This window comes from Streptomyces sp. NPDC006261 (assembly GCF_040613515.1).
In the GTDB taxonomy this organism is placed as follows: Bacteria; Actinomycetota; Actinomycetes; order Streptomycetales; family Streptomycetaceae; genus Streptomyces.
Genome location: NZ_JBEXSI010000043.1, coordinates 1 through 26,263, shown reverse-complemented (window position 1 = coordinate 26,263; position 26,263 = coordinate 1). Strand labels below are relative to the sequence as shown.

General features: G+C 72.7%; 26 protein-coding genes. 10 read left to right on the top strand and 16 right to left on the bottom strand.

What is annotated here, in order from left to right:
• Position 1: 1 nt before the first annotated feature.
• Positions 2–688 (bottom strand): DUF2064 domain-containing protein, encoded by a 687-nt coding sequence (locus ABZ154_RS25300; RefSeq protein ID WP_356836216.1) that lies wholly within the window; start codon positions 686–688, stop codon positions 2–4.
• Positions 685–1,446, bottom strand: a complete 762-nt coding sequence (locus ABZ154_RS25295) for a glycosyltransferase family 2 protein (protein WP_356836214.1) — start codon at positions 1,444–1,446, stop codon at positions 685–687. Before ABZ154_RS25295 ends, ABZ154_RS25300 begins: the two co-directional genes overlap by 4 nt.
• A 124-nt stretch (positions 1,447–1,570) precedes the next feature.
• On the opposite strand from ABZ154_RS25295, the gene ABZ154_RS25290 reads away from it, so the two are divergent.
• Complete coding sequence (locus ABZ154_RS25290) at positions 1,571–2,458, top strand: response regulator transcription factor (RefSeq protein ID WP_356836212.1); 888 nt, start codon at positions 1,571–1,573, stop codon at positions 2,456–2,458.
• Between the two features lie 5 nt (positions 2,459–2,463).
• The gene (locus ABZ154_RS25285) at positions 2,464–3,570 is read left to right on the top strand and encodes a HAMP domain-containing sensor histidine kinase (protein WP_356836210.1); all 1,107 of its coding nucleotides are present in this window, start codon (positions 2,464–2,466) and stop codon (positions 3,568–3,570) included.
• A 258-nt stretch (positions 3,571–3,828) separates the two neighbouring features.
• Here the strand turns inward: ABZ154_RS25285 and ABZ154_RS25280 are convergent, their stop codons facing one another.
• The 5 genes from ABZ154_RS25280 to ABZ154_RS25260 form a co-directional block, all read right to left on the bottom strand.
• A complete protein-coding gene (locus ABZ154_RS25280; protein WP_356836208.1) occupies positions 3,829–4,935 on the bottom strand; it encodes an NAD-dependent epimerase/dehydratase family protein in 1,107 nt (368 codons plus the stop codon).
• A 133-nt stretch (positions 4,936–5,068) separates the two neighbouring features.
• The gene (locus ABZ154_RS25275) at positions 5,069–5,668 is read right to left on the bottom strand and encodes a hypothetical protein (protein ID WP_356836206.1); all 600 of its coding nucleotides are present in this window, start codon (positions 5,666–5,668) and stop codon (positions 5,069–5,071) included.
• Positions 5,665–6,948 (bottom strand): MAB_1171c family putative transporter, encoded by a 1,284-nt coding sequence (locus tag ABZ154_RS25270; RefSeq protein ID WP_356836204.1) that lies wholly within the window; start codon positions 6,946–6,948, stop codon positions 5,665–5,667. Before ABZ154_RS25270 ends, ABZ154_RS25275 begins: the two co-directional genes overlap by 4 nt.
• A 108-nt stretch (positions 6,949–7,056) precedes the next feature.
• Complete coding sequence (locus ABZ154_RS25265) at positions 7,057–7,644, bottom strand: toxin (protein WP_356836203.1); 588 nt, start codon at positions 7,642–7,644, stop codon at positions 7,057–7,059.
• 10 nt (positions 7,645–7,654) lie between these two features.
• Entirely contained in the window at positions 7,655–8,179 is a 525-nt protein-coding gene (locus tag ABZ154_RS25260; RefSeq protein WP_356836201.1) for a hypothetical protein, read from the bottom strand.
• A 436-nt stretch (positions 8,180–8,615) separates the two neighbouring features.
• Between ABZ154_RS25260 and ABZ154_RS25255 the strand changes: the two genes are divergently transcribed.
• The 4 genes from ABZ154_RS25255 to ABZ154_RS25240 all read left to right on the top strand — a co-directional run bounded on the left by ABZ154_RS25255 (position 8,616) and on the right by ABZ154_RS25240 (position 11,751).
• Positions 8,616–8,942 (top strand): MerR family transcriptional regulator, encoded by a 327-nt coding sequence (locus tag ABZ154_RS25255; RefSeq protein WP_356836199.1) that lies wholly within the window; start codon positions 8,616–8,618, stop codon positions 8,940–8,942.
• Positions 8,943–9,272: 330 nt separating this feature from the next.
• Complete coding sequence (locus ABZ154_RS25250; protein ID WP_015609674.1) at positions 9,273–9,476, top strand: cold-shock protein; 204 nt, start codon at positions 9,273–9,275, stop codon at positions 9,474–9,476.
• A gap of 245 nt (positions 9,477–9,721) precedes the next feature.
• Positions 9,722–11,287, top strand: coding sequence for a DEAD/DEAH box helicase (locus ABZ154_RS25245; RefSeq protein WP_356836197.1), 1,566 nt, complete (start codon positions 9,722–9,724; stop codon positions 11,285–11,287).
• Between the two features lie 86 nt (positions 11,288–11,373).
• Positions 11,374–11,751 (top strand): SCO5918 family protein, encoded by a 378-nt coding sequence (locus tag ABZ154_RS25240; RefSeq protein ID WP_356836195.1) that lies wholly within the window; start codon positions 11,374–11,376, stop codon positions 11,749–11,751.
• A gap of 83 nt (positions 11,752–11,834) precedes the next feature.
• Here ABZ154_RS25240 and ABZ154_RS25235 read toward each other — a convergent pair whose 3' ends face one another.
• Both ABZ154_RS25235 and ABZ154_RS25230 read right to left on the bottom strand, forming a co-directional pair.
• Positions 11,835–12,917, bottom strand: a complete 1,083-nt coding sequence (locus tag ABZ154_RS25235) for an acyltransferase family protein (protein ID WP_356836193.1) — start codon at positions 12,915–12,917, stop codon at positions 11,835–11,837.
• A 9-nt stretch (positions 12,918–12,926) separates the two neighbouring features.
• Complete coding sequence (locus ABZ154_RS25230; protein ID WP_356836191.1) at positions 12,927–15,239, bottom strand: MMPL family transporter; 2,313 nt, start codon at positions 15,237–15,239, stop codon at positions 12,927–12,929.
• A 203-nt stretch (positions 15,240–15,442) separates the two neighbouring features.
• On the opposite strand from ABZ154_RS25230, the gene ABZ154_RS25225 reads away from it, so the two are divergent.
• Positions 15,443–16,963, top strand: a complete 1,521-nt coding sequence (locus ABZ154_RS25225; protein WP_356836189.1) for an alpha/beta hydrolase — start codon at positions 15,443–15,445, stop codon at positions 16,961–16,963.
• A gap of 64 nt (positions 16,964–17,027) precedes the next feature.
• Positions 17,028–18,254 (top strand): cation:proton antiporter, encoded by a 1,227-nt coding sequence (locus ABZ154_RS25220; protein ID WP_356836187.1) that lies wholly within the window; start codon positions 17,028–17,030, stop codon positions 18,252–18,254.
• A 12-nt stretch (positions 18,255–18,266) separates the two neighbouring features.
• Here the strand turns inward: ABZ154_RS25220 and ABZ154_RS25215 are convergent, their stop codons facing one another.
• Together ABZ154_RS25215 and ABZ154_RS25210 are read right to left on the bottom strand one after the other, a co-directional pair.
• Positions 18,267–18,695, bottom strand: coding sequence for a universal stress protein (locus ABZ154_RS25215; RefSeq protein ID WP_356836185.1), 429 nt, complete (start codon positions 18,693–18,695; stop codon positions 18,267–18,269).
• A 1-nt stretch (position 18,696) separates the two neighbouring features.
• On the bottom strand, positions 18,697–20,223 hold the full coding sequence (locus ABZ154_RS25210; RefSeq protein WP_356836183.1) for an APC family permease: 1,527 nt from the start codon (positions 20,221–20,223) through the stop codon (positions 18,697–18,699).
• A gap of 170 nt (positions 20,224–20,393) precedes the next feature.
• On the opposite strand from ABZ154_RS25210, the gene ABZ154_RS25205 reads away from it, so the two are divergent.
• Complete coding sequence (locus tag ABZ154_RS25205) at positions 20,394–21,158, top strand: peptidoglycan recognition protein (protein WP_356836181.1); 765 nt, start codon at positions 20,394–20,396, stop codon at positions 21,156–21,158.
• 39 nt (positions 21,159–21,197) lie between these two features.
• Here the strand turns inward: ABZ154_RS25205 and ABZ154_RS25200 are convergent, their stop codons facing one another.
• From ABZ154_RS25200 to ABZ154_RS25180, 5 genes are all read right to left on the bottom strand, one after another.
• Positions 21,198–21,563, bottom strand: a complete 366-nt coding sequence (locus ABZ154_RS25200) for a PH domain-containing protein (protein WP_356836179.1) — start codon at positions 21,561–21,563, stop codon at positions 21,198–21,200.
• 87 nt (positions 21,564–21,650) lie between these two features.
• On the bottom strand, positions 21,651–23,594 hold the full coding sequence (locus ABZ154_RS25195; RefSeq protein ID WP_356836177.1) for an ABC transporter permease: 1,944 nt from the start codon (positions 23,592–23,594) through the stop codon (positions 21,651–21,653).
• Positions 23,595–23,680: 86 nt separating this feature from the next.
• Positions 23,681–24,493 (bottom strand): molybdate ABC transporter substrate-binding protein, encoded by an 813-nt coding sequence (gene modA / locus ABZ154_RS25190; RefSeq protein WP_356836175.1) that lies wholly within the window; start codon positions 24,491–24,493, stop codon positions 23,681–23,683.
• Between the two features lie 110 nt (positions 24,494–24,603).
• Positions 24,604–24,999 carry a helix-turn-helix transcriptional regulator gene (locus ABZ154_RS25185; protein WP_356836173.1) on the bottom strand — a complete coding sequence of 132 codons (396 nt, stop codon included), beginning with the start codon at positions 24,997–24,999 and terminating at the stop codon, positions 24,604–24,606.
• 108 nt (positions 25,000–25,107) lie between these two features.
• On the bottom strand, positions 25,108–25,908 hold the full coding sequence (locus ABZ154_RS25180) for a VOC family protein (protein WP_356836171.1): 801 nt from the start codon (positions 25,906–25,908) through the stop codon (positions 25,108–25,110).
• 274 nt (positions 25,909–26,182) lie between these two features.
• On the opposite strand from ABZ154_RS25180, the gene ABZ154_RS25175 reads away from it, so the two are divergent.
• On the top strand, positions 26,183–26,263 hold an 81-nt coding region (locus ABZ154_RS25175; RefSeq protein ID WP_356836270.1), incomplete at its 3' end, for a hypothetical protein.

The following is a 26,263-nucleotide window of genomic DNA, read 5'->3' as shown; positions in this document are numbered from 1 at the left end:
CTCATCGCACCCCCGCCCCCGCCCCGGTCAGCCGGCCGAGCACCGCGGCGAAGCGTCCGCCGGGTGCGTCGGCCGCCACCCGGTGGGCGTCGGCCGCGGTGTCCACGTCGCGGAGGACCGGCAGGTCCCGTACCTGGAGGTCGGCCTCCACCAGCCGCCGCCGCTGCACCGCACCGGTCTCGGGGACGGACATGGGCACCCCCCGCAGCAGGGCGGGATCGGGTTGTGCGAGGCCCAGCGCCCAGAAGCCGCCGTCCTCGGCCGGGCCGAACCAGGCGTCGCAGCGCTCCCAGGCGTCCGGGGCGAGCGCGGGGGCGAGCAGGGCCGGAGTGATCTGCGGGGTGTCCATGCCGACCAGGAGGGCCGGCCCGGCGCACCTCCCGAAGGCCGCCGCGAGCCGCTCGTCCAGCCCGCCCGTGCTCTGCGGGACCACCTCGACGCCCGGCGGCACCCAGGGGCCCGGGCGCCCGTCGAGGACCAAGACGCGCCGCCGGGCGGGGAGGGCGAGCACGGTCCGCAGGGTGTCCGCGAGCGCGGCGGCGGCGAGCTCGGCTGCCTCGGCGGGCGAGAAGGGCGGACAGAGCCGGGTCTTGACCCGGCCGGGCACCGGTTCCTTCGCGATGACCAGTAGCTCCGTGGGCCCGTCGGGTCCGTACGCGGCGGGGCCGGTGGGTCCGTACGCGCTCATCGGGCGGCCCCCGTTCCGGCCGGGGCGGCCGGCGCCGGCGTCCGGTCCGCCGGCGGCTCGCGCAGCACGCCGCGCATGTCACGTACCGCGTGCCAGGTGCCGCGCCAGGTGCCGGTCACCTTCGACTTCCCCGTACGCGGCCGGTAGGGGACGTCGCTCTCGGCGACCCGCAGCCCGGCGTCCGAGGCCCGGACGACCATCTGGAGCGGGTAGCCGCTGCGCCGGTCGGTGAGGTCCAGGGCCAGCAGGTCGCTGCGGCGGGCCGCCCGCAGCGGGCCGAGGTCGTGCAGGCGCAGACCCGTACGGCGGCGGAGCATGCGGGCGAGCGCCAGGTTTCCCGCGCGCGCGTGCGGCGGCCAGGCCCCCCGGCCCTCGGGGCGGCGGCGGCCCAGCAGCAGATCGCACTCGCCGTCCGCGATCCGCCGGACGAAGCCGGCCAGCAACGCGGGGTCCAGCGAGCCGTCGCAGTCGCAGAAGCAGACGAAGTCGGCCTCGGCGGCGAGCAGTCCGGCATGGCAGGCCGCACCGAACCCGCGCCGCTCCTCCGTGACGACGTGCGCGCCGAGGGAGCGGGCGAGCTCGGCCGAACCGTCGGTCGACCCGTTGTCGACGACGATCGCGCGCCAGCCGACGGGAATCCGGTCGAGCACCCAGGGCAGGGCGGCCGCCTCGTCCAGGCAGGGCAGGACGATGTCGGCCGTGGGGAGGGCGGTGTGCGGGGCGATGGCATCGGGGAGGGTGGCAGAGGAATCGGTCACCCGCCTCACCCTACGGAGACAACTCCGGCATTCCGGTCTTCAGGTTCTTACGAAACATGGACGTCGGCCGGATGGCGGCGCACGACTCCCCGGCGCGCCGGAGCGCGGTGCGAAGGTGGAGGGCATGGAGAACACCCCGTCCGCCCCGCCGCACGCCCCCGCCCCCGACGCCGCTCGGGGCCGGGTCCTCGTCGTGGACGACGACCCGACCGTCGCCGAGGTCGTCGTCGGCTATCTGCACCGCGCCGGGTACGCCGTCGAGCGGGCCGGGGACGGGGCGGCCGCCCTGGAACGGTTCGCGGCGGCCCGGCCCGACCTCGTCGTCCTGGACCTGATGCTGCCCGCCATGGACGGGTTCGAGGTCTGCCGCCGGATGCGCGCGCACGGGCCGGTGCCGGTCATCATGCTCACCGCGCGCGGGGACGAGGAGGACCGCATCCTCGGCCTGGAGACCGGGGCCGACGACTACGTCACCAAGCCGTTCAGCCCGCGCGAACTGGTGCTCCGGGTCGAGTCCGTGCTGCGCCGCGCCGGGGCCGGGGCGCCTGCCGCCGAGGGGGCCCGGCCGTTGTCGGGCGCCGGGCTGCGCCTGGACCGGGCGGCCCGCAGCGCGTCCCGTGACGGCGTGGGACTCGCCCTGACGCTCAGGGAGTTCGATCTGCTCGCCTTCCTTCTCCGGCACCCGGGGCGGGCGTTCGGGCGGGAGGAGCTGATGCGGGAGGTGTGGGGCTGGGACTTCGGTGACCTCTCCACGGTGACCGTCCATATACGCAGGCTGCGCGGCAAGGTCGAACAGGACCCGGCGCGGCCCCGGTTGATCCGTACGGTGTGGGGGGTGGGGTACCGGCTGGACCTGCCAGGCGGAAGCGAGGCCCCGGAAGGCGAGGCAGACGCGGACCGTACGCAGGGCCCGGAAGACCTGGAGGGCGTGGTCCGTACGCACGACCCGGAAGAACCCGCCCGTACGGAAGCGGCGCCGGGCGCCTCCCCCATGCCGCCCGCCGGGAGCTGACCGCCGTGAGCGACCTCCTCCTCATCGCGCTGTTCGCCTTCCTCGGCGCGGCCGCCGCCGGCCTGCTCGGCGCGCTCGTCCTGCGCCTCCTGCGGCACCGCTCACTCGTCGTCTCCCTGAGCGTCGTCACCGGGGTGGCTGTCGTCGCGATGCTCGCCGGGACGCTGACCGTCTGCTGGGCGATGTTCCTGTCGTCCCACGACCTGTACGTCGTCACGACCGTCGTCGCCATGGCCGCCGTGGTCTCCCTGGCAACCGCCGTGCTCCTGGGTCGCTGGGTCGCGGCCCGCAGTCATGATCTGACCCTGGCCGCACGCTCGTTCGGCGAGGGCGGCACTTTCGCGGCGCCCGCCGGACAGCCCACTGCCGAACTGGCCGAGCTCACCCGTGAGCTGGCCGCCACCAGTGCCAAGCTGGACAGCTCACGGGAGCGCGAGCGGGCACTGGAGACCTCGCGGCGCGAGCTCGTCGCCTGGATCTCGCACGATCTGCGTACGCCGCTGGCGGGGCTGCGGGCGATGGCCGAGGCGCTGGAGGACGGCCTGGCCCCCGACTCCGGGCGCTACCTGCGGCAGATACGGACCGAGGTGGAGCGCATGAACGGGATGGTCGGGGACCTCTTCGAACTCTCCCGCATCCACGCCGGCTCCCTCACCCTCGCCCCGGCCCGGATCTCCCTCTACGACCTGGTCGACGACGCGCTGGCCGGTGCCGGTCCGCTGGCGCGTGAGCGCGGGGTGCGGCTGGTGGGCGACCGGATCGAGGAGGTGCCGTTGGAGGTGGACGGCAAGGAGATGAGCCGGGTGCTGGGCAACCTCCTGATCAACGCCATCCGCCGCACCCCGGCGGACGGCACGGTGGCGCTGTCCGCGCACCGCTCGGACGGCGGGGTCGTGCTGTCGGTGACCGACGGCTGCGGAGGCATCCCGGAGGAGGACCTGCCCCGCGTCTTCGACACCGGCTGGCGCGGCAGCCACGCCCGTACGCCCCCGGCCGGCGCGGGCCTCGGCCTGGCCATCGTGCGCGGCATCGTGGAGGCGCACGCCGGGCGCGCCGAGGTCCGCAACGTCCAGGGCGGCTGCTGCTTCTCGGTCACGCTCCCGGCGGCGTGAGGGCCGGCCGGCCGGTCCGGTCCGGCCCCCGGACCCACTGCGGCATGACAGCGTCACCGCCGGCCCGCTGACCGTCACGGGCGGCGTCACCTGCGCCGAGGTCACCGGTCCCGTGGCGTGCTCCGGCAACCTTCCGGCGCCGGACACCACGGGCCGGACCGACGAGGTCCACGGCCCGCGCACGGGGCAGTGCGCCAGGGTGTGAGCCCGCGCGCCACATTCCCGCACGCCGGGGTGTGAGCCCGCGCCACTTGCTGTTCACGGCGCCTCAGCCCCCACGGGCCGGGGCGCCCCCGCACCCTGCGAGCCACCCCCTCCGCGCAGCCCGGCCCTCGCGAACTGGGCCATCCCCTCCGCGAAGCCGACCCCCGGCCGCCACCCCAGCTCCTCGCGCAGCCGCCGCGAGTCCGCCGTGACATGGCGTACGTCGCCGAGGCGGTACTCCCCGGTCACCACCGGCGCCGGCCCGCCGTGCGCGGCGGCCAGCGCGGAGGCCATCTCGCCGATCGTGTGCGGCTCGCCGCTTCCGCAGTTGTACGCGGCGAAGGAGGCCGGACCGCGCTCCCGTACCGCCTCCAGAGCCACCGCGTTGGCCGCCGCGACATCGCGGACGTGGACGAAGTCCCGGCGCTGGCGCCCGTCCTCGTAGACCTGGGGCGCTTCGCCGCGTGCCAGGGCCGAGCGGAAGAACGAGGCGACCCCCGCGTACGGGGTGTCGCGCGGCATCCCCGGCCCGTACACGTTGTGGTAGCGCAGCGACACCGCCCGGCCCCCCGTCGCCCGCGCCCACGCGGACGCGAGGTGTTCCTGGGCGAGCTTGGTGGCGGCGTAGACGTTGCGCGGGTCGGGGGGCGCGTCCTCGGAGACCAGGCCCGGCGCCAGCTCCGTACCGCAGTCGGGGCAGTGGGGTTCGAAGCTCCCCGCCCGCAACCCGGCCTCCGGGCGGGGACCCGGCCGGACCGTGCCGTGGTGCGGGCAGTCGTAGCGGCCCTCGCCGTAGACCACCATCGACCCGGCCAGCACCAGGTCCCGCACCCCGGCGGCGGCCATCCCGGCCAGCAGCACCGCCGTACCGAGGTCGTTGCACCCCACGTACAGCGGCGCGTCCGCGAAGTCCTTGCCCAGGCCCACCATCGCCGCCTGGTGACAGACCGCGTCGACCCCGGCGAGCGCCCCCGCCACCGCCTCCCGGTCCCGGACATCCCCGACGACCAGCCGGGCCCCGGGGACCTCGGGGGCCTTGGCGCCGGGGTGGGCCGAGGGGAGCAGTGCGTCCAGCACCACGCTCTCGTGCCCGGCCGCGGCGAGTGCGGCGACGACATGTGACCCGATGAACCCGGCTCCGCCGGTGACCAGTACGCGCATGGCGGCCACGCTAGGGGCGGGGCGGCCGCCGGGCGGTGCGCGGCGCACCCGTGTCACGGGACCGTAAGGACTGCCGCGCGCCGGGGTGTACGAGGAGGCCGGGCGCGTGGCCGCGTGTACGGGAGGGGAACGCTCAGCCGAACGCGTACGCCACCGTCGTCGCCGCCCCCAGCGCCGCACCCGCCACGGTCTGCGCGACCGAGTGGTAGCCGAGGGCCACCCGCGACCAGCACATGGCCACCGTCAGCGCGTACGCGGCCAGCCACCACGGGGAGTGCACCACCGCGAGCAGCGCCACCACCGCTGAGGCCACCGCCGCGTCGACCGAGATCTTCCACACCGCGTTGACGGCCAGCAGGCCGATGGTCATCACCCAGAGCGCGAGCATCGCGACGAGGATGCCGCGCGGCGCGTTCCCGAGGATCATCACCACCGAACCGGTCCCGATGGAGCCGAGGATGACGAAGAAGATCGGGGCCCGCTTCGTACGGTCCACGACGTGGCGGTCGCCCCACGTGCCGCGCCCGCGCTCCCACTCGATGTACCCCGCCGGGATCAGCCCGGCGCAGAGCGCCCCCAGGAACCCCCAGAGCAGCCCGGTCCGGTCGCCCGCGGCGGCGAGCCCGACGCCGAGCATCCCGGCCAGCAGGGCGTTGCGGGGCTGGAGTACGTCGGTGACCGTGCGGGCGACGGAGGTGCGGGCGGTGTCTTCGGCGGTGGTGCCGCTGCTCATGAGGTCTGCTCCTCCGCGGCGGTGGCGGTGGCGGTGGCGGTGGCGGTCGCCGCCGCGAGCACCTCGCGGGCGCGCTCCACCGTGACCGTCCCGTACGCGGCGGCGACCCTCTCCAGCCGGGCCACCTCGCCGTCCTGGTCGGCGGCCTGCTGGGCCGCCACCGCGGCCGCGGGGCCCGCGGGCGCGCCGGACTCCTTGGCCAGCAGGGCGGCCCTGATCCAGTACGCGTCGCCGAGCGCCGCCGCCCGGCGGGTGCCGGCGGCGTCCCGGGCGGCGGCATCCTCCGCGGCGGCGACCAGCTCGTCGGGGACGTAATGGCGCAGCTTCTCCACCGCGTCGGCGATGTCGGCGGCCCAGCGGTCGATGCGCAGGTCGGCCGGGGCGTTGAACCGGGTGAGCTCCCGGGCCAGGGAGGCGGGCGGGTCGAAGGGCTGGTCGGGGAAGGACGCCATCAGCTCGTACCAGAGGGCGTGCAGCCGGATCTGGGCCCGCCACAGCCGCACCCGGCGTGCGCCGGAGCTGAGGGCGGGCACGGACGCGCCGAGGGCGAAGAAGGCGAAGAGGACCAGTTGCGCCGCCTCGGTCACCTGGTCGAAGCGGAGGGCGAACGCCTCGCTGGGCTCGTCCACCACGCTGACCCAGAGGAACAGGGTCCGGCTGACGGTGTAGCCGACACCGATGAACATCGCGAACGTCATCATCCCGAGCCCGATGCGCAGATGGCGCCGCTGCGCGTCGGCGGTGGCCAGGGCCCACTGGAAGGCGCAGACGGCGGAGGCGGCTCCGAGGTAGAGGTAGAAGACGCTCATGTAGAGGGTGGCGCCCCACTCGCCGGCATGGTCGGAGACGAAGCGGTCCGAGGGGACCGAGCGGTCGACCACGGTGAAGAAGAGGACGGTCAGCAGGATCAGCGTCGCCACCGAGGCCTTCGCCGCGACGTGCTGGACCAGCCGGGCGAACCGTACGTGGCGGGGGACGGAGCCCGCCTCGGGGTAGCTGCCGTAGATGGCGACGATGTAGCTGAGGATGGCCAGAATCGCCACCGTCGCGGTGTAGTGCTTGATGAGTACGGCGAGGTCGGTGACGGCACTGCTGTTCAGTCCGGTGCGCACCGCCTCGGTCTTCGTCCACAGGGCGATCGCGAATCCGGCGTAGCAGCCCCACAGGGCCCTCCGTCTGCGGTCCTCCTCATCTCCCCACAGGGCAGCGGGCATACGCCACAGGGCAACGGCTGTCATCAGGCCGGCTATCAGGTAACCGGCGAGATCGAGGGGGGTCACAGCGGTCTTCGTCCTCGGGTGTCGGAGGCGGGGCGCGGGGGAGGGGCCCGCGGTGGGGGTGGTGGCACGTGTCAGTCGTCGTTCCGCTGTCGTCCGACCCGTGCCGTCTCACACGTCGTCCGGCCGTCTCCGGGAGAACGGTCCGCGCCGGCGGTGGGCCACCGGGCGGGAGAGGGAGTCGGTCAGCCGCCCCACCATGTCATCGGTGGCCAGATTCCGCGCCATTCGGGGGATCAACGAGGCACCGAATTCGGCCATGCGTTCGTCGTGGGTGGCGTACTGCGCGCGGGCCTGCACGGTGGAGCCGCCGGAGGCGAAGGACGCGGCGGCCTCGGGGGAGATCATCCGGGCGATCAGCGAGGTGTCGAAGACCGGGAGCAGTGTGCGCAGTTGCCCGGCGTCGAGGGTCGTCCCGTGGTCGAACCACTCGTGGCACAGCTCGTGCAGGATGACGTGCTCGGTCTGGTACGCGGTCGGCCTGCGGCGGTAGAGGACGAGGCTGGTGGAGCCGGCCTTCAGGCGCAGCCCGCAGGCGGCGTTGACACGGGCGAGCCGGTCCGGCATCTCGTGCAGCCGGATGGTGCGGCCGCGCGCCGCCTCCATGTTGGCGACCAGACCGGTCAGCGAGAAGGGGGCCGGAATGGGGAGGTCGGCGAGCTGTGCCTCGCACTCTTTGCGCAGCTTCCGCAGGGACATGTCACCGACGCTACGTGTCGTGCGGGCGGTTCCGCGAGCTCTCCCCCGAGCCGTCCCCCGCTCTCTTCTGCCCCGGGCTGTCCCGCCCGGCGTCCTCCAGCAGGGAGAGCGCGAACCGCAGCAGCTCCGGCGGGAGCCCCTCGTCGTCCAGCCCCCGGCCCGCCACCCCGCTGATCTCCCCGGTCCGCCGCTTGGCCAGGAACTGGAGCCCGGCGACGACGTCGTCGACGACCTCGGACTCGTCCTTGAAGAAGCGCCAGTCGACGCCGAACCCCAGTCCCAGGGCCCTGAGGATCTCCTCCGAGGGCTGGGTGACCTTGCCGGCGAGGATGTTGGAGAAGTAGCTGTGCGAGAGGGATCCGCCGCGCTCCCGCACCAGCTCCGCGAAGACCCGGCCCGAGATCTTCTGGCCGGGGAAGGTCTTCCCGACCATGTACTCGACCTTTTCCCGCAGCGAGTTCAGCGGGGGCGGGCCGGTCGGCGCGGGCGGTTCGTTCCGTTCCGTACCGGGTTCGTCACCGTCGACCGTGGGCATCCGGGCCTCCATGCTCACCTCGGAGTCGGAATGAGCTTGCGCAAACACTCTACGTCACTGTTAACTCGAAAAAACACGAGCAGGGGACCACGAGGGGAGTCCCTTGCTCGTGAGGCTCGATGCCCCCGAACGTCTCCGGAACCGTCTCCGGACAGGGGTGTAGCCCTTCACGACGGGGGATGCGTGAAGGGCTACACCTGCATTATGGCCCCGTGGTCCGCCCGACGACAACTGACCAGTCGGTCAGTTCTACCGGCATCTCGGCCGTCGCTCCGCCGTCGGTGGCCGAAACCTGTTCCGGCTGCGATAGACATGTCCTTCCCAGGCGATTAGGGTTTCTTGGGCAGTCAGGTGAAACAGCGGTACGCGGCAGAGGGGCACCCCGCAGGCGTACGGCGCCCCGGGCCCTCGGTCATGCGTGACAGAAGAGGTGCAGATGCCCCCGGAGACCCCCTCGCACGCCATCGACCGGCTCGACGACGACGACTACCCCGCCTACACGATGGGGCGCGCCGCCGAGATGATCGGGGCGACGCCGGGGTTCCTGCGGGCGCTCGGCGAGGCTCGGCTCATCACACCGCTGCGCTCCGAGGGTGGCCACCGGCGCTACTCCCGCTACCAGTTGCGCATCGCCGCCCGCGCCCGCGAGCTGGTCGACGCCGGTACGCCCGTCGAGGCCGCCTGCCGCATCGTCATCCTGGAGGACCAGCTCGAAGAGGCGCTCCGCCTCAACGAGGAGCTGCGCGGCGGCACGGACCGCTGAGGGCGCCCGGGCCACCCCCGACCCCCACCCGCAACATATCTGCATTCGTCAGCACAGAATTTCACGCAATGCGCGATGAGGCTTTTCGTCCGCGATTTTGTTCCGCCATGCCGGGTGATATTCCGTTCAGCGTCTTCCGGCGCTGCCGTGCTACTGTTGATCTCAGTTGCAGTTGTGGTTCCCAAAGACTTCAAGTGCATCAGCCGATTCGATGTCGGTAGATGCGCTTTTGTATTTCCGGTGTTTTCCGGACGGGGTAATCATCGCGGCGACGTGGGGTCCGCACAGTGTGGGCCCGCGGGCACTGCCCCTCCCCTAAGGAGATATGACATGGCTACTGGCACCGTGAAGTGGTTCAACGCGGAAAAGGGCTTCGGCTTCATCGAGCAGGACGGCGGCGGCGCTGACGTCTTCGCCCACTACTCCAACATCGCCGCCTCCGGCTTCCGTGAGCTGCAGGAGGGCCAGAAGGTGAACTTCGACGTCACGCAGGGCCAGAAGGGCCCGCAGGCCGAGAACATCACCCCCGCCTGATCACTCAGGTAGTTCTGCGCAGCTGGGGCCCGCACCTTGGGGTGCGGGCCCCGGCTCGTTGCTGTTTCCGGGGCCCGCCGAGCGCGCCCCCTGACGAAGCCGCGTCCGGTGCACTGATTCCCGGCGGCCGGGCTTCGCTCCCCTTTGTCATTTCATCGGCTCGTTCTTGCGATTCTGGGTGCCGTTCACGGCCGCTTCCCGAAAAAGAATCCCTCGATACGTGCCCCATCGAGGAAAGGTTCTGCATGAACCGCGAACGCACCCCCCGCTCGAACGACCGGTTCGCCCGCACCCGCTCCGGCGGCCCCTCCGGCGCCCGCAGCGGCGGCGCCCCCCGCTACTCCGGTGGTGGCGAGCGCCGCGCAGCCGGGTTCGGCGGCGGCCCCAAGCGCTCCGGTGGCGCCCGCCGCAGCTCCGCGCTGAAGGGCGAGTTCGCCCTGCCGGTGACCATCACCCCGGCGCTGCCCGCCGCCGAGACCTTCGGCGAGCTGGAGATGCCCGCCACGCTCAAGGCGGCGCTCCTCACCGAGGGCATGACCGTGCCGTTCCCGATCCAGGCGGCCACCCTGCCGAACTCGCTGGCCGGCCGTGACGTCCTGGGCCGTGGCCGCACCGGCTCGGGCAAGACCCTCGCCTTCGGCCTGGCGCTGCTGGCCCGTACCGAGGGCCGCCGCGCCGACGCCAAGCGTCCGCTCGCCCTGGTCCTCGTCCCCACCCGGGAGCTGGCCCAGCAGGTCACCGACGCGCTCACCCCGTACGCCCGGTCGCTCAAGCTCCGCATCGCCACCGTCGTGGGCGGCATGTCCATCGGCCGCCAGGCCAGCGCGCTGCGCGGCGGCGCCGAAGTCGTCGTCGCCACCCCGGGCCGGCTGAAGGACCTCATCGAGCGCGGCGACTGCCGGCTGGACCGGGTCACCATCACCGTCCTCGACGAGGCCGACCAGATGGCCGACATGGGCTTCATGCCGCAGGTCACCGAGCTGCTCGACCAGGTGAACCCGGAGGGGCAGCGGATGCTCTTCTCGGCGACGCTCGACCGCAACGTCGACCTGCTCGTCAAGCGCTACCTCAACGACCCGGTCGTCCACTCCGTCGACCCGGCCGCCGGTGCCGTCACGACGATGGAGCACCACGTGCTCTACGTCCAGGGTGCCGACAAGTACGCCACCACCACGGAGATCGCCGCCCGCGACGGGCGCGTGATCATGTTCCTGGACACCAAGCACGCGGTGGACAAGCTCACCGACCACCTGCTGCACAGCGGGGTCCGGGCGGCCGCCCTGCACGGCGGAAAGTCCCAGCCGCAGCGCACCCGCACCCTGGAGCGGTTCAAGACCGGGCACGTCACGGTCCTCGTCGCCACGAACGTCGCGGCCCGCGGCATCCACGTGGACAACCTGGACCTCGTGGTCAACGTCGACCCGCCCAGCGACCACAAGGACTACCTGCACCGCGGCGGCCGTACCGCCCGGGCCGGGGAGTCCGGCAGCGTCGTCACGCTGGTGCTGCCGAACCAGCGCCGCGAGATGACCCGGCTGATGGTGGACGCCGGGATCACCCCGCAGATCGCCCAGGTCCGCTCCGGTGAGGCCGAGCTGAGCCGGATCACCGGCGCGCAGGCGCCCTCGGGTGTCCCGGTGATCATCACCGCCCCGCCCAAGGAGCGCTCCGGCCGCAGCGGTGGCGGCGCGTTCATGGGGCGTGGCACCAAGCGCGGCGGCGGGGCCCCGGCCCGTGGCCGCCGCCCGGGTGTGCCGACGCCGGAGGCGCGTGCGGCCGCCGCGCTGCGCCGGTCCAACCGCGCCGCGTAGCCCGCGCGGGGCGGCGGTGCTGCCGCCGCCCTCCCCGTACGGCTCCGCCGTGCGGCTCCCGAGCCACTCGACCCTGTTGAGGACCCATGCGCTGTGTCATCGCCCGCTTCCCCTTCGATCTGTTCAAGAACGAGGTCGAGGACTCGATGAAGGGCATCAAGCCCGAACCCGTCACCGGTGACGCGGTGGTCATCAGCCGCCGTGTCTACCCGGTCAAGCAGGTCGGCGAGGTGATCACCCGGCAGGACCGGCGTGACTTCTCCTCCGCCGAGGTCGTCCGGGCGCTCTCCAAGCTCGGCTTCACCTGCCGTACCGCCGAGGCGGCCGTCGCCCCGGCCGCCGCTGCCGCCCGCACTCCGCTGGAGACGGCGTCCGCGCTCCTGGGCACCCCGGCGGTCGCGGCTCCGGCCCCCGCCCCGGCTGCTCCGGGAGCCGCCCCCGCGCAGGGGCTCGGCACCCTCTGAGCGACCCGCACGGACATAGGCCCTCGGGACCGGACCGGCCACCTCATGGTGGCGGGTCCGGCCCCGAGGGCCTCTTCGTATGTTCAGGGCTGTTCCTTGGGCGGCCGCTGCCTGGCCCACTCCAGGCGGGGCTCCAGCAGCGGCCGCAGCAGGCTCCGTACGTACGGGGTGCACAGCAGGGTCACCACGACGGCCGCGCCGGCGGTGACGGCGACCGTGCCCGGCGTGGTGTCGAAGAACGGCTGCTCGTAGAAGCCGCCGTAGCGCAGGCTCCGGATGACGAAGCCGTGCAGCAGGTAGCCGTACAGCGTGCAGGTGCCGAGCGCCGTCATCCAGTTGCGCGCCTTGGGAACCCAGGCGAGGAAGCACGCGCCCAGCACGACCGCCGCCACGAACAGCAGGAGCGTCGCCGTCGGCCCGGTCCACTCGGCGGTGTCCATCTCCTGGGCGCTGTTCTTCCGGAAGAACCACGAGGTCGAGGTGCGGGGCACCAGCCAGTACGCGATCAGCAGCCCCAGCGCGAAGACCGGTACGGAGACGACGCGTACCCACGTGCGCCGCAGAGCCGCGAAGTGCTGCGGGCCCAGCCGCAGCCCCAGCACGTAGAACGGCAGGAACTGCAGGATGCGCTGGAGGGGCAGGGCCCCGTCGGCGGCGGGTGACACGGTCGCCACGGCGGCGACGGCGAGGGAGACCAGCACCGGGGCGCGGACCGCCTGCCAGACGGGGGTGGAGAGCCGCCAGAAGAACAGGGCGGGCAGGAACCACAGCAGCCAGTAGGGCTCCAGCAGGGAGAGCGGGAGGTCCGGGTCGCGGCTGAGGCGGTGGAAGGCCGTGTAGAGGAGCTCGAAGATCAGATACGGCACCAGCAGGCTGGTGACCAGCTTCCACACCCGGTCCGGCCGCAGCTCGAAGCCGCGGGAGAAGTACCCCGCGATCAGGATGAACACCGGCATGTGGAAGGTGTAGATCAGGGTGTACGCGGCTTCCACCAGCCGCCCGCTCGGCAGCGGCTCCCACGCGTGCCCGATCGCCACCAGCACGATCGCCAGGTACTTCGCGTTGTCGAAGAAGTGGTCCCGGCCGTCGGCGGGTGGTCTGCCGGTCGCCGGTGTTCCGGCGGTGGCGGTGGGGCGCGGCCGCACGGAGGTGAGGGGGGAAGGCATCCTGACACCCTAGGAGCGGCTCCCTCCGCCCGTCATGTCCTCGGTCACCCCTGCCGGGGAGCCCTCGAACTCCTGGGCACTTCCCTCCGCGTCCAGACGCGGAAGGATCCGGTCCAGCGGGCCAGGGATCCACCAGGCGGACCGGCCCAGCAGGGTCATGACCGCCGGTACCAGCAGCAGCCGTACGACGGTGGCGTCGATGAGCACGCTGGCGGCGAGCCCCAGACCCAGCATCTTCACCACGATGTTGTCGCTGATCACGAAAGCGGCGAAGACGCTGACCATGATCAGCGCCGCGCAGGTGATGACCCGGGCGGTCCTCTCCAGCGCGTGAGCCACGCTCGCCTTCGCGTCGCCGGTGCGCCGCCAGGCCTCGTGGATGCGGGAGAGCAGGAAGATCTCGTAGTCCATGCTCAGGCCGAAGACGATGGCGAACATCATCATCGGGACGTAGCTCTCGATCGGCACCTTCCCCGACACGCCCAGCGCCGGGCCGCCCCAGCCCCACTGGAATACGGCCACCACGACCCCGTACGAGGCGGCGATCGACAGGACGTTGAGCACGGCCGCCTTCACCGCGACGAGCAGGCCCCGGAAGACGGCCAGGATCACCACGAAGGCCAGGGCCACGACGACCGCGATGATCAGCGGCAGCCGGCTGGAGACGATGTCCAGGAAGTCGACCTGGGCGGCGGTCGTGCCGGTGACGTACGCGCTCGCGTCGGTGCCGGAGACGGCCTTCGGGAGGACGTCGTCGGTGAGCCGGTTCACCAGGGAGGTGGTCCGCTCGTCCTGCGGGGCGGCCACCGAGTAGGCGGTGCCGGTCAGCACGTCACCGTCCGACGTGGCGGTGAGCGGGGTGATCACGGCCGCGTCCCGGACGTTCGTGAGGGCCTTCTGTGCCTGGTCGGCGAGGGCGGAGCGGTCGGAGGAGGGCACCTTGCTCTGGTCGATGACGAGGGTCAGTGGGCCGTTGGAGCCGGGGCCGAAGGCGCTCGACATCAGGCCGAAGGCGCGCCGGTCGGTGAACGACTTCGGGTCGGCGCCGTCGCCGATGTGGCCGAGCTGGATGAAGAAGACGGGGAAGGACAGCACGGCCAGCAGCACCACCCCGCCGGCCAGGAACCACCAGGGCCGCCGCTCCACACGCTGCGCGTACCGGTGCCAGCCGCCGGGCTCCGTGCCGTCCTGCGCCGGTACGGTTTCGGCCACCGGTTTCCGTACGCGTACCCGGTCGACGCGGCGGCCGATGAGACCGAGGACCGCCGGTACGAGGGTGAGGGCACCGAGCACCGCCGTGACCACGGTGACCGCGGCGGCCAGGCCGAGCTTGCCGATGAACCCGATGCCGGAGACCCACAGCCCCGACAGGGCGATGATCACCGTGCAGCCGGAGAGCAGTACCGCGTGCCCGCTGGTGGCGGCGGCGTTCCCGGCGGCGGTCACCGGGTGCTGGCCGTCGATCAGGTTCTGCCGGTGCCGGGTGACCAGGAAGAGGGCGTAGTCGATGCCGACGCCGATGCCGATCATCGTGGCGAGCGTCGGGGAGACGGTCGCGAAGGTCGCGGCGGCGGCGAACAGGCCGAGCAGCGCGAGCCCGCACAGGGCGCAGACCAGGGCGGTGACCAGCGGCAGCACGGCGGCCAGCAGGCTGCCGAAGCCGATCAGCAGGACGATGATCGCCACCCCGAAGCCGATCGCCTCGCTGGTGCGGTCGCTGGGCTCGGGCCGGGGCAGTTCGCCCAGCGGTCCGCCGTACTCCACCTCCACCCCGGCCGAGCGCAGTGGCTGCACCGCCGCGTCCACCCCGTCGAGGTAGGACGCGCCCAGAGTGGAGGGCTGCACGCTGAAGCGGACGGTGATGTAGGCGGTCTTCTGGTCGGTGGAGAGCGGTCCGGTGTTCGGGTCGGGCGGCGGGGGCGGGGTGGAGCCGGACGACGGCAGTGGGTTCTGCGCGGAGAGCACGTCGGGCAGCTTCTGAAGGTCGGCGACTGCTGTGGCGACCTGGTCGGAGACCGAGGTGAGCGGCTTGCCGGCGTCGTGCAGCACCACTTGGGCGCTGTAGCCGCCGGCCTGCGGCGCGTGCGCCTTCAGGACGTCGAGGCCGTCCTGCGACTGGGTGCCGGGGAGCGAGAAGTCGTCGGAGTAGTCGCCGCCGTAGGCGTGCTGGAGGACCTGGAGCCCGGCGAGCGCGGCGACCCACAGCACGAGGACGGTGACGAAGTGCCGGGCGCACCACTCGCCGGTGCGGCGCAGCGCGCCCCGGTGGTGCGGGGCGGCCTCCCGGCCGGCGCGGACCTGTGAGGCCGGTGACGACGGCATGCGGCTCCCTGTCCTGTGGGCTCTGTACTGCGCTTTTCGCTGCCCTGTTTTCGCATTCAACGGCTCCCCTCGGCCCCCGGCACTCCGGCGCGGGGGAACGGGTGACGGGCGCGTGCCGCAGGGGTGGTGCGGGGGGTGGCCCCACCGGGAGTCCACCGGCCTTCCGGATGGGCGGAGGGCCCTGCGCCGACCAGGCTTGGGGCATGAAGAACTGGACCCGCAAGGGCTTACTCCTCACCGTCTCCGCCGCCGCGGCGGCCGGCACATTGGCCGCAGCCGGCGCGCCCGTGGCGCACAGCCGCCCCGCGGGCCCCGCCACGCCCCGGCTCAGCTGGGGTCCCTGTGCCCCGGTCCCGGGGACGGCCGTCCCCGCCGGGCAGCAGTGCGCGACGCTCCGCGTGCCCCTGGACCACCGCGCCCACGGCGGGTCCACCGTCGATGTGGCGGTCACGCGGCTGCCCACCGACCGGCCCGAGGCCCGGCGCGGCACCCTGCTGGTGCTCGCCGGAGGCCCCGGCGGCTCAGGGGTCCAGCGCCTCGCGCAGAAGGGCGAGGGGCTGCGGGTGGCGACCGAGGGGGCGTACGACCTGGTCAGCCTGGACCCGCGCGGGGTCGGCTCCTCCACCCGGGCCGGCTGCGGGATCCCCGGGGCGGACCGGCACCTGGTGACGCTGCGGTCCTGGCCCGCGGCGGACGGCTCGATCGCGGCGAACACCGACCGCGCCCGCCGCACCGCGGCCGCCTGCGCCCGCGACGGCGGCCCGGTGGTGCGGTCCTTCAGCACGCGGAACCAGGCCCGCGACATCGACCGGCTGCGTGCCGCGCTGGGCGAGCGGAAGCTGTCGGTCTGGGGCCACTCGTACGGCGGTTACGCCGCGGCCGTGTATGCGCAGGAGCACCCGGACCGCGTCGACCGGCTGGCCCTGGACAGCGTCGGCGACCCGGACCCGGCGCGGGTGGGGTACGGCTGGATGGCGAACGTCGGTCCGGCCGTCGCCCTGCGCTTCCCTGACTTCGCGGCCTGGGCGGCGGACCCCGCCCGGGAGGCCGAGGGGCTGCGGCTGGCCCGGCGCGCCGAGGACGTGAAGCCGCTGTTCCTCGCGTTGGCCCGGGAGTTGGACCGCGCCCCGAAGGAGCCGGACGTCTCCGGCGTCCCGTTGACGGGGAACGGGCTGCGGCAGGCGCTCCAGAACGCCCTGCAGAGCGACAAGGCGTTCGCGTCGCTGGCCCGGCTGATCCGGTCGGCGCAGGATCCGGAGGGCCGCCCGGTGCTGCCGCCGGAGCTCGCGGGGCCGCTGCCGGACGAGGACGCGACGCTGACCATGGCGGTGGTCTGCAACGACGTGCGTTGGCCGGGCCCGGACTCCGGGTACGCCGGCCGGGTCGCCGCCGACCGGGCGCGGTATCCGCTGACGGCCGGGATGCCCGCCAACATCACGCCCTGCGCCTTCTGGACCCACGGCAAGGAGCCGCGGCCCACCCGGATAACCGGCGGCGGCCCCGCGAACGTCCTGATGATCCAGAGTCTGCGCGACCCGGCCACCCCGTTGGCGGGGGCCCTGAAGATGCGGGCGGCGCTCGGGGAGCGGGCCAGGATGGTGACGGTCGGTCAGGGTGGGCACGGGATGTATCTGGGCAACGGCAACGCCTGCGGGGACCGGGTGGTCAGCGACTTCCTGGTGACCGGGAAGCGGCCCGCCCGAGATGCTCACTGCCCGAACTGACCAGGCGGTCGCGGCCGGGTGTCATAGCGGCTGATTCCGGGGCGTTCCTTGCTATACACGAGCGATGGAGCACCCCGGGACCCTTGTCCTGATCATGGCCCTGGCGGTTCTGGCCCCCCTGCTCGGCTATGCGACCGGGCGGTGGCTGTCGGTCCCCGTCGTCATCTTCGAGATCGTGCTCGGCATCCTGGTGGGGCCCGATGTGCTCGGTTGGGCCCACCACGACCAGGTCATCGACACCCTGTCCGACCTCGGGCTCTCGATGCTGATCTTCCTGGCGGGGTACGAGATCCGGTTCGCCGAGGTCCGTGGCTCCACTCTCCGCCGGGCCGGCGGGGCCTGGGTGGTCTCGTTCGCCGCCGGGCTCGGCATCGTGCTGCTGCTCAGTGGCGCGGATGTGGCGAAGAGCCTGGTGATCGGTACGGCGCTCACCAGCACGGCGCTGGGCGCGGTGCTGCCGATCCTGCGGGACTCGGGGCGGCTGGAGGGGAGGTTCGGCTCGGTGGTGATGGCGTTCGGGTCGGTCGGCGAGTTCGGGCCGATCGTGGCGATGGCCTTGCTGTTCAGCGGGCGGAGTCCGGGGGCGGCGAGCGCGGTGCTGGCGGTGTTCGCGGTCATCACGGTGGGCGCGGTGTTCTGGGCGATGCGGCCGAGGCCCCCGTGGTTCGCCCGGATCATCGCCATGACCCTGCACAGCAGCGGACAGTTCGCGATCCGCTTCGTGATGCTGCTGCTCGCCGGGATGCTGGGGCTGGCCCATGTCTTCGGCCTGGACACGCTGCTCGGCGCGTTCGCCGCCGGGATGCTGACCCGGTTGGTCCTCCAGGGGGCGGTGCCCGAGCGCAGCGGGGAGATCCTGGGGCGGATCGAGGCCATCGGCTTCGGCTTCCTGATCCCGTTCTTCTACGTCGTCACGGGCATCGACTTCGACCTCCGGGCGCTCCTGGACGGGGGCCGACCGCTGCTGCTTCTGCCGGTCTTCCTGCTGCTGTTCCTGCTGGTTCGGGGCGTACCGGCGTACCTCCTGGCCCCGCGCGACCTGAAGGGGCGCGCTCCCCGGTCCGGGCTCGCGCTGTTCGCGTCCACGTGTCTGCCGCTGGTGGTCGCTATCACCGCGATCGGGCTGGACGAGAAGGTGATCGGGGCGGGGGAGGCCGCCGCCCTGGTGGCCGCGGCGATGGTGTCGGTGCTGACGTTCCCGCTGCTGGCGTTCCGGCTGCTGGGGAAGGAGGAGGGCGGCGCGGGACGGGACGCGCCGAGCCGGGTGGCGGAGAGCGGGGAGGCGTGGTGAGGGCACGCCTGCCTACGGTGCGTCCTCCTCCGTGGGGACGCACAGTACGGGGATCCTGGACATGTGCAGCAGCTTGTGCGGGGTCGAGCCGAGCAGAGCCCCGCGCATCGGGCTCTCACCCCAGGTGCCGACCACGATGACCCGGGCGCCGTGCCGTTCGGCGGCCTCCAGGAGCGCCTGCGGGGGGCTCTCGTCCAGCACCTCCACCCGCGCCGGAACGCCTGCCTCCTCGGCAGCCGTCAGCGCGTGCTCCAGGCCGGTGCGGCCGGCCTGCCGGATGGCGTCGTAGTGGCTGCGGTACTCGGCCCCGTCGCGCAGGCCCGGGGCGGCGGCGCCGTAGACGAGGACCAGCTCCTCGCCGTACGCCGCCGCCACCTCGATCGCGATGCGCAGGGCGCGGGCGGCGCCGGGGGACTCGTCGTAACCGAGGACGACCGACATGTCAGCGCTCCTTCCCGTCGGTGGACTTCGCGGTCGTGGCGTGCACCAGTTCCGGATCGGCCACCCCGGGCCGCTCCTTCCAGAACACCGCGTCGCGCAGCCTCCACACCACCATGAGGATCACGCCGACGAGGGAGATCGCGATGCCGATGACGAGCGGTGGGCCGAGCCCGAACCAGGAGGTGCCGCTGTAGGAGTTGGCCGGGTCGGACATGTCGATGACCGACCGGACCAGCAGCCAGGTCAGCAGCCCGGCACCGACCACGGGCCCCAGGCCGATGAGGACGAGGTTGCGCACGCTCTCGGTGAGATGGCGCCGGTAGTAGACGGCGCAGGCCACCCCGGTGAGCGCGTAGTAGAAGGCGATCAGGAGGGAGAGGGCGGTGAGCGAGTCGAAGAGGGCGTTGGTGGAGATCTGGTTGAGCACCAGGTACCAGGCGATGGCGATGCCGGCGACCCACCAGGTACTGACGTCGGGGGTACGGAACCGGGGGCTGATGTGCCCGAAGTGCTGCGGCAGCGCCTGACGGCGGGCCATCGACAGGGCGGTCCGGCACGCCGGGATGATCGTGGTCTGGGTGGAGGCGATCGCGGAGGTGGCGACGGCCAGCAGCAGGATCCAGTCCCAGCCCCCCAGCACGTCCCCGGCGAGCTGCGCGAAGAGGAACTCCTCCTCGCCCGCGTTCTCCGCCAGGAACGCCGTCCCCGCGAAGGCGACGACCGCCACGGCGACCGACAGGTAGGTCACCAGGAGCACCACCGTGGACCAGAGGCCCGCCCTGCCCGGGGCGCTCGCCGAGTTCTCCGTCTCCTCGGTGAGGTTGACCGCGGACTCCCAGCCCCAGTAGATGAACACCCCGAGCAGCAGCCCGCCGGTCAGCGCGGCGCCACCGGCGCCGAACGGGTCCAGCCAGCTCAGGGACGGTTCGACGGAGTCGAAGCCGGTGGTGCCCGCGTACACCCGGTAGAGCGCCACCACGACGAAGACCAGGAGAAACGCGACCTGGAGCAGGATCAGCGCGTTCTGCACCTTGGCCGACAGCTCGGTGCCGATCACGCAGAGCCCGGTCATCACGATGATCAGCAGCACGGTGAGCAGCTGCCGTACGAAGTCGTTGGCCACCCAGCCGTCCAGCCCCACCGCCAGCAGGGTGAAGCTCACCGCCACGTCGGCCAGCGAACCGATGACCAGCACGCCGGTCATGGTGATCGCCCAGCCGCCGAGCCATCCGGCCCACGGGCCCATCGCCCGGGTCACCCAGGAGAACGTCGTACCGCAGTCCTGGTCGACCTTGTTGAGGTAGTAGAACGCCGAGGCGATCAGCAGCATCGGGACGAAGGAGGCGAACATGATGCCCGGGGCGTAGATCCCCACGAGGGCCACGATCGGGCCGATCACGGCAGCCAGCGAGTAGGCGGGGGAGGTCGCGTTGAGGCCGATGACGAGGGCGTCGACGAACCCGATGGCGTTCGGCTTCAGGCTGACCGCCGAGCCGTCCCTCCCGTTGCGCACACGGTCGTGAGCCATGGTTCCTCGATCCGGCCCGGCTCGCCGCAGGCCGCGGCGGATGATCCGGATCTCATCGTAGGAACACCCTCTCCCGTGCGCATTCCGGATGAGAAGCCCCCACGGGTCGGTGGTCACCCGGTTGGCCCGCCCCTCTGCGAAGCCGGAGGCCAGGGCGCAGGGTGGAGTCCATGTGGTCCCGCCGAATCGTCCTGGGCACCCTGCTGCTGCTCCTGGTCCTCCTGGTGTTCCAGGACGGCCCGGCGCCCCACCAGCGGGAGACGGCCGGCGGACCGAGGCCGCCGCGCGGACTGCCGCAGCCCGCCGTCGTCAGCCGCCAGGAGTGGCACGCGGACGAGAGCCTGGTCCGGGAGGGCCCGCACTACACGGGAGCGGCGAAGGCGGTCTTCGTCCACCACACCGGCAACCCCAACGACTACGACTGCGCGGAAGCGCCCGAGCTGATCCAGGCCGTCCAGGCCGACCACGTGGAGAAGGACGGCTGGGACGACATCGGCTACAACTTCCTCGTCGACCGCTGCGGCACCATCTACGAGGGCCGGGCGGGCGGCGTCGGACGGTCGGTGCTCGGCGCCCACACCAAGGGGTTCAACACCGACACGGTCGGCATCGCCGCGATCGGTACCTTCGGCGAGGGCACCGAGGTGCCGAAGCCGATGATGGACGCGCTGGTGGAGCTCGCCGCCTGGAAGCTGGCGCCCGGCGTCGACCCGCTGACCACGGTCGAGCTGGTCTCGACGAACGCCGAGAGCCGCTTCGACGAGGGCCAGGTGGCCCGGCTGCACGTCATCTCCGGCCACCGCGACAGCTACGAGACCCGCTGCCCGGGCGATGTGCTCTACGGGCTGCTGCCCGAGCTGCGGGAGCGCGTGGCCCGGCTGCGGGACTCCGCCCCGGGGCACGCGGCGAACTCGCGGCTGCGCCCGTACTTCTGAGGCTCTTCACGGCTACCGCGCTTCTGCGGCCCTTTACGGCTACCGCGTCACGAACTGCGTCAGTATCGCCTGCACCTCGTAGATGTCGACGCCCTTCGTGAACGTCTTCTGGAGCGGCGTGGAGCTGCCCGAGATCCAGATCTTCAGCTCGGCGTCCAGGTCGAACGTCCCGGCCGTCTCCACCGCGAAGTGCGTGATGCTGCGGTACGGCACGGAGTGGTACTCGACCTTCTTGCCGGTGATGCCCTGCTTGTCGACGAGGATCAGTCGGCGGTCCGTGAACAGGATCGTGTCGCGGATCAGCAGGAACGCGGCGTGCACCTGCTCCCCCTGGCCGAGGAGGCGTTCGTAGTCCTGCTGGGCGGTGGCCGGGTTGATCGTGTGCGCGTTGCCGAACAGTGCCATGGGTGCCCCGTCTCTCGGATCCGCCGTACACGAGTACGCGTACGGCAGTTGTCTGGTTCCCGCCAGAGGCGTGTGCCATGCGACGGTTCAGAGCGGGACCACCGTCACCTCGGTCGCCTTCACGCCCGTCCAGACCTCCGTGCCGTCCGCGATGCGCAGCTCGGCCGCCGCCTGCGGGGTGATCTCCGCGACCAGGTCCGGCGCCCGGTCGGAGGTGATCAGGAGCCGCAGCCGGCTGCCGCCCGAGGTGATCTCGCGGACCGTGCCGGGCCAGACGTTGCGGGGGGAGCCGGTGGGCTTCTCGCGGTGTACGGAGACGGCTTCGGGGGCGATGACAGCGAGGGCCTCCATGCCCGGGCGGAGGGGTTCGGCGACCACGAGGTGGCCGCCGCCCACGAGGTCCAGGCCGTCGGCGGTGGCGGTGCCGGGCCAGGCGTTGCGGCCGAGCATCCGGGCCACCCAGGGGGAGCGGGGGTGGCGGGTCACCTCGGCGGGCGGCTCGTCCTGGAGGACCCGGCCGTCGTCCAGGACGAGGACCCGGTCGGCCAGCGACACCGCCTCGACCGGGTCGTGCGTGACGATCAGGCAGACCCCGCCGAACTCCGCGAGGTGCCGGCGCAGGGTGTGCCGGACGTGGGCCCGGGTCGTCTGGTCGAGGGCGGCGAGCGGTTCGTCCAGCAGCAGGAGGCGCGGGCGGGCGGCCAGCGCACGGGCCAGCGCGACCCGTTGGGCCTGGCCGCCGGAGAGCTGGCCGGGCTTGCGGTGGGCCAGGTGGCCGACGCCCAGCCGGTCCAGCCAGGACTGCGCCTCGCGCCGGGCCTCGGCGCGGGGGACGCCATGGGTGCGGAGCCCGTACGCCGTGTTGGTGAGGGCGCTCAGGTGCGGGAAGAGCGCGCCGTCCTGGGGGACCCAGGCGACGCCCCGGCGGTGCGGCGGGAGAGCCGTCACATCGCTGTCACCCAGGCGTAGTCGGGCATGGGCGCGAGGGGTGAGGCCGAGGAGGGCGCGCAGGAGGGTGGTTTTGCCCGCGCCGTTGGGGCCGACGACCGCGATGGTGGTGCCGGGGGCCGCGTCCAGGGTGAGGCGGGTGAAGCCGGTGACGTCGGCGTGCAGGGGCCGGCGTTCCTGGGGGGCCTCGTCCAGGAGGACGGGGGGCGGTTCCGGGAGGACGTCCCCGGCCGTCGGCTCCTCCGGGCGCGGGGCGGACCGCTCGCGGTGGCCGCCGGGGGTGCCGGTCCAGCGGCCGCGCAGCGCGACGAGCACGATCATGGCGATGGCCAGGAGCAGCAGTGACACGGAGGTGGCGGCCTCCGGGGACTCCTGGAGCAGCAGATAGACCTGGAGCGGCAGGGTCTGCGTGGTGCCGGGGAGGTTACCGGCGAAGGTGATGGTGGCGCCGAACTCACCGAGGGCCCGCGCCCAGGCGAGGGCCGCCCCGGCGATCAGCCCGGGGGCGACCATGGGCAGGGTCACGGTGAGGAACACCCGTACCGGAGAGGCTCCGAGGGACGCGGCGGTCTCCTCGTACCGGGGGCGCAGTCCGCCGAGCGCGCCCTCCAGCGAGATGACCAGGAACGGCATGGCGACGAACGTCGCCGCGAGGACCGCCCCCGAGGTGTGGAAGGGGAGGGTGATGCCGAACGTGTCCTCCAGCCACGGTCCGAGCAGCCCGCGCCGGCCGAAGGCCAGGAGCAGCGCGACCCCGCCGACCGTGGGCGGCAGCACCATCGGCAGCAGCACCAGCGAGCGCACGAACGCCTTGCCCGGGAAGGGCACCCGGGCCAGCAGCCACGCCAGCGGCACTCCGAACAGCAGGGTGAGCCCGAGCGACCAGAGCGAGACCAGCAGGGAGAGCCGGAGCGCCTGAGTGGTGGGCCCGGCGGTGAGGTGCGTGGCGAGTTCCCCCCAGGAGGTACGGGCCAGGATGCCGACGAGCGGCAGCATGAGGAACGCCGTGGCCAGCAGTGCGGGCACCGTGAGCAGGAGCGGGGCGCGGGCCCCCGGCGTACGGCGGAGTGCCGGTCGTTTCATGGCTGACCTCGTCGGACTCGAAGTGCCGGACCCGGTCGGCCCGTTGTGGATGCGGTACGGGGCTGCCGGGGCCGGGGCGGGCGCGGTTACGGCTGCTGGAAGCCCGCATCCTGGAGGATCTTCTGCGCGGCGGGCGTGGAGAGCCAGGCGACGAACGCGGCGGCGGCCTCGCTGTGCTTCGACCCCTTCAGTGTGGCGGCCGGGTAGGAGGCGACGGCGTTCTCCGCGTCCGGGATGTCGATCGCGTCGACCTTGCCGGGCGCGGTCTCGGCGTCCGTCTTGTACACGAGCCCGGCGTCCGCCTCGCCCAGCTCGATCTTGCTGAGGACCGCGCGGACGTTGGGCTCCTGGGAGACCGGCTTCACCTCGATGTTCCGCGCGTCGAGGATCTGCTTGCTGTAGCGGCCCACCGGCACCTCGGGGGCGGCGAGGACGACCTTCAGCTCGGTGTCGGCGAGGTCCTTGAGGGTGCCGACCTTCTCCGGATTGCCCTCACCGACGGCGATGACGAGGCGGTTCTCGGCGATGACGGTCGGGGTGCCGGTCTCGCCGGAGAGGCCGTCCATCGTCCTGGTGTCGGCGGTGACCAGGGCATCGGCGGGGGCACCCTGCTTGACCTGGGCGGCCAGCTCCTGGGAGCCCGCGAAGGAGAACGTGACCTTCGTGCCCGGGTTCCCCTGCTCGTACGCCGCTCCCGCCTGCCTGAAGACATCGGTCAGCGAGGAGGCGGCCAGCACGGTCAGGTCCCCCTTCGGGGCGCCCGACGCGGAGTCGGACGGCTTGGCACTGAAGGCGCTGTCCTCACCCGAGTCGTCGCTGCCGCAGGCGGCGAGCGGGACGAGGAGGGCGGTCGTCAGGACGGCGGCCGCGGCGCGGCGGCGGGGGGTCAGGAGGGACATGGGGGCGGGACTCCTTGGCTGCGAGCCCGGTCGGCCGGGTGCCGCCCGCGGGCAGGGACGAATGGGCGCGGGCAGCACTCGGCGCCCGGCCGTAGTGGTTTCGGCCGGGCTCAGGTGCGGTCGATGTGCACGCTGGTCGACTTCACGCGGGCGGTCGCCTGCATCCCGACCTCGAGACCCAGCTCCTCGACCGCCTCCCGGGTCAGGAGCGAGACGAGCCGGTGCGGGCCCGCCTGGATCTCGACCTGGGCCGCGACATCGCCGAGCTTCACCGCGGTGACGATGCCCGGGAAGGCGTTGCGCGCCGAGGTGTAGGGGGTCTCCTCCTCGCCCGCGGCGCCCTGGCCGATCTCCGTCGAGAAGGCGGCCAGCGCGCGGCCGTCGATCAGCCGCCGGCCGTTCTCGTCGCGATGGGTCGCGACCCGGCCGGCGTCCGCCCAGCGTCGGGCGGTGTCGGGGCTGACCCCGAGGAGGCGTGCTGCCTGACCGATTGTGTAGGACTGCATGCGCGACACGCTAGACCCATCAGGCTCGCATTCACCACCTTCTGGACGATTGTCCTTCGCGGATGCGTGCTTCTGGGAGAATCGTACGGACCCCCGGGGTCCGGGTCCTCAGGCCGTCAGCCGCGTCGTCGGCATCTCGCCCTCGGTCTTCGTCACGTCGATCACGGAGAACGTGGCGCCCTGCGGGTCGGTGATGGCCGCGAAGCGGCCGAAGGGGCTGTCGACCGGACCGAACTGCAGCTGCGCGCCCCTCTCGGTCGCCTTCGCCACCGCCGCGTCGCAGTCCGGGACGGTGAAGTACACCATCGCGAAGGAGCCCATCTCGGGCGGGAAGTCGTCGCCCATCCCCATCCGGCCGAGCACCGACTCCCCCTGGACGTCGTACAACCCGAAGTCCAGCGACGGGTCTTCGAGGGCGCGGACCGTGTACGGGAACACGGCCGGGAAGAACGTGTCCGCCGCCTTCGGGTCCCGCGTGAAGACCTCGCTCCAGCAGTAGCCGCCGGGTGAGCCCATCTCCGTCTCGAACCCGTCGTGGGTGTCGGCCTGCCATACGCCGAAGACCGCGCCGCCGGGGTCGCGGGCCAGCAGCATCGTGCCGAACTCGCCGACCTGCATGGGGTCCATCAGCACCTCGCCGCCGTTGGCGCGGACCTTCTCGCCGGTGGCGGCGGCGTCCGGCGAGGCCAGGTACAGGCACCACGCGGAGGGGGCGTCCGCGCCCGGCATCGGCGGGACCACGGCGGCGGCCCGCTTGCCGTTCGCGTACGCCGTCGTGTAGTCGCCGAACTCCGGTGAACTCTCGCCGAACGTCCAGCCGAGCACATCACCGTAGAAGATCTTCGCACCCTCCAGGTCGGCGAACATGGCGTCCGCCCAACACGGGGTGCCTTCGGGTTGTACAGCCATGGCATTGACCCTCTTCCGATCCTGGCACTCCGCCCGGAGTCCTCTACGCGCCACGCTAGCCAGCCGTCCGCGGGTCCGCGCGCCGGGAGAACAGGGCCGCACTCCGCCCTGGTGCGTAATCCCTGTGCGCTAGTTGTATTGATCACGAGCGTTGTTAACGTCGACCGGGCTTGATCATGGGGAAGACCTCCGGTGTGGTGGAGGTGTCGAGTCTTCACCGCACGGAGGTCTTCGTGTCCCACCGTAATGCCCGGCTGACCTTCACGGCAGGCGAATCCTGGTCGATCGCGTCCTCGGCGGGCGGCCAGTAGCTCATGTGGCAGCCGAAATGGGCATATCGAGGCCTACCGCCCAC

Excerpts from the sequence above, each read along its gene's own strand:
- ABZ154_RS25290 (WP_356836212.1), top strand. The coding sequence starts at position 1,571 with ATGGAGAACACCCCGTCCGCCCCGCCGCACGCCCCCGCCCCCGACGCC.
- ABZ154_RS25280 (WP_356836208.1), bottom strand. The coding sequence starts at position 4,935 with ATGCGCGTACTGGTCACCGGCGGAGCCGGGTTCATCGGGTCACATGTC.
- ABZ154_RS25250 (WP_015609674.1), top strand. The coding sequence starts at position 9,273 with ATGGCTACTGGCACCGTGAAGTGGTTCAACGCGGAAAAGGGCTTCGGC.
- ABZ154_RS25180 (WP_356836171.1), bottom strand. The coding sequence starts at position 25,908 with ATGGCTGTACAACCCGAAGGCACCCCGTGTTGGGCGGACGCCATGTTC.
- ABZ154_RS25215 (WP_356836185.1), bottom strand. The coding sequence starts at position 18,695 with ATGTCGGTCGTCCTCGGTTACGACGAGTCCCCCGGCGCCGCCCGCGCC.
- ABZ154_RS25220 (WP_356836187.1), top strand. The coding sequence starts at position 17,028 with ATGGAGCACCCCGGGACCCTTGTCCTGATCATGGCCCTGGCGGTTCTG.
- ABZ154_RS25240 (WP_356836195.1), top strand. The coding sequence starts at position 11,374 with ATGCGCTGTGTCATCGCCCGCTTCCCCTTCGATCTGTTCAAGAACGAG.
- ABZ154_RS25260 (WP_356836201.1), bottom strand. The coding sequence starts at position 8,179 with ATGCCCACGGTCGACGGTGACGAACCCGGTACGGAACGGAACGAACCG.
- ABZ154_RS25275 (WP_356836206.1), bottom strand. The coding sequence starts at position 5,668 with ATGAGCAGCGGCACCACCGCCGAAGACACCGCCCGCACCTCCGTCGCC.
- ABZ154_RS25200 (WP_356836179.1), bottom strand. The coding sequence starts at position 21,563 with ATGGCACTGTTCGGCAACGCGCACACGATCAACCCGGCCACCGCCCAG.
- ABZ154_RS25185 (WP_356836173.1), bottom strand. The coding sequence starts at position 24,999 with ATGCAGTCCTACACAATCGGTCAGGCAGCACGCCTCCTCGGGGTCAGC.
- ABZ154_RS25205 (WP_356836181.1), top strand. The coding sequence starts at position 20,394 with ATGTGGTCCCGCCGAATCGTCCTGGGCACCCTGCTGCTGCTCCTGGTC.
- ABZ154_RS25195 (WP_356836177.1), bottom strand. The coding sequence starts at position 23,594 with ATGAAACGACCGGCACTCCGCCGTACGCCGGGGGCCCGCGCCCCGCTC.
- ABZ154_RS25255 (WP_356836199.1), top strand. The coding sequence starts at position 8,616 with ATGCCCCCGGAGACCCCCTCGCACGCCATCGACCGGCTCGACGACGAC.
- ABZ154_RS25225 (WP_356836189.1), top strand. The coding sequence starts at position 15,443 with ATGAAGAACTGGACCCGCAAGGGCTTACTCCTCACCGTCTCCGCCGCC.
- ABZ154_RS25235 (WP_356836193.1), bottom strand. The coding sequence starts at position 12,917 with ATGCCTTCCCCCCTCACCTCCGTGCGGCCGCGCCCCACCGCCACCGCC.
- ABZ154_RS25265 (WP_356836203.1), bottom strand. The coding sequence starts at position 7,644 with ATGTCCCTGCGGAAGCTGCGCAAAGAGTGCGAGGCACAGCTCGCCGAC.
- ABZ154_RS25230 (WP_356836191.1), bottom strand. The coding sequence starts at position 15,239 with ATGCCGTCGTCACCGGCCTCACAGGTCCGCGCCGGCCGGGAGGCCGCC.
- ABZ154_RS25245 (WP_356836197.1), top strand. The coding sequence starts at position 9,722 with ATGAACCGCGAACGCACCCCCCGCTCGAACGACCGGTTCGCCCGCACC.
- ABZ154_RS25210 (WP_356836183.1), bottom strand. The coding sequence starts at position 20,223 with ATGGCTCACGACCGTGTGCGCAACGGGAGGGACGGCTCGGCGGTCAGC.
- modA (WP_356836175.1), bottom strand. The coding sequence starts at position 24,493 with ATGTCCCTCCTGACCCCCCGCCGCCGCGCCGCGGCCGCCGTCCTGACG.
- ABZ154_RS25300 (WP_356836216.1), bottom strand. The coding sequence starts at position 688 with ATGAGCGCGTACGGACCCACCGGCCCCGCCGCGTACGGACCCGACGGG.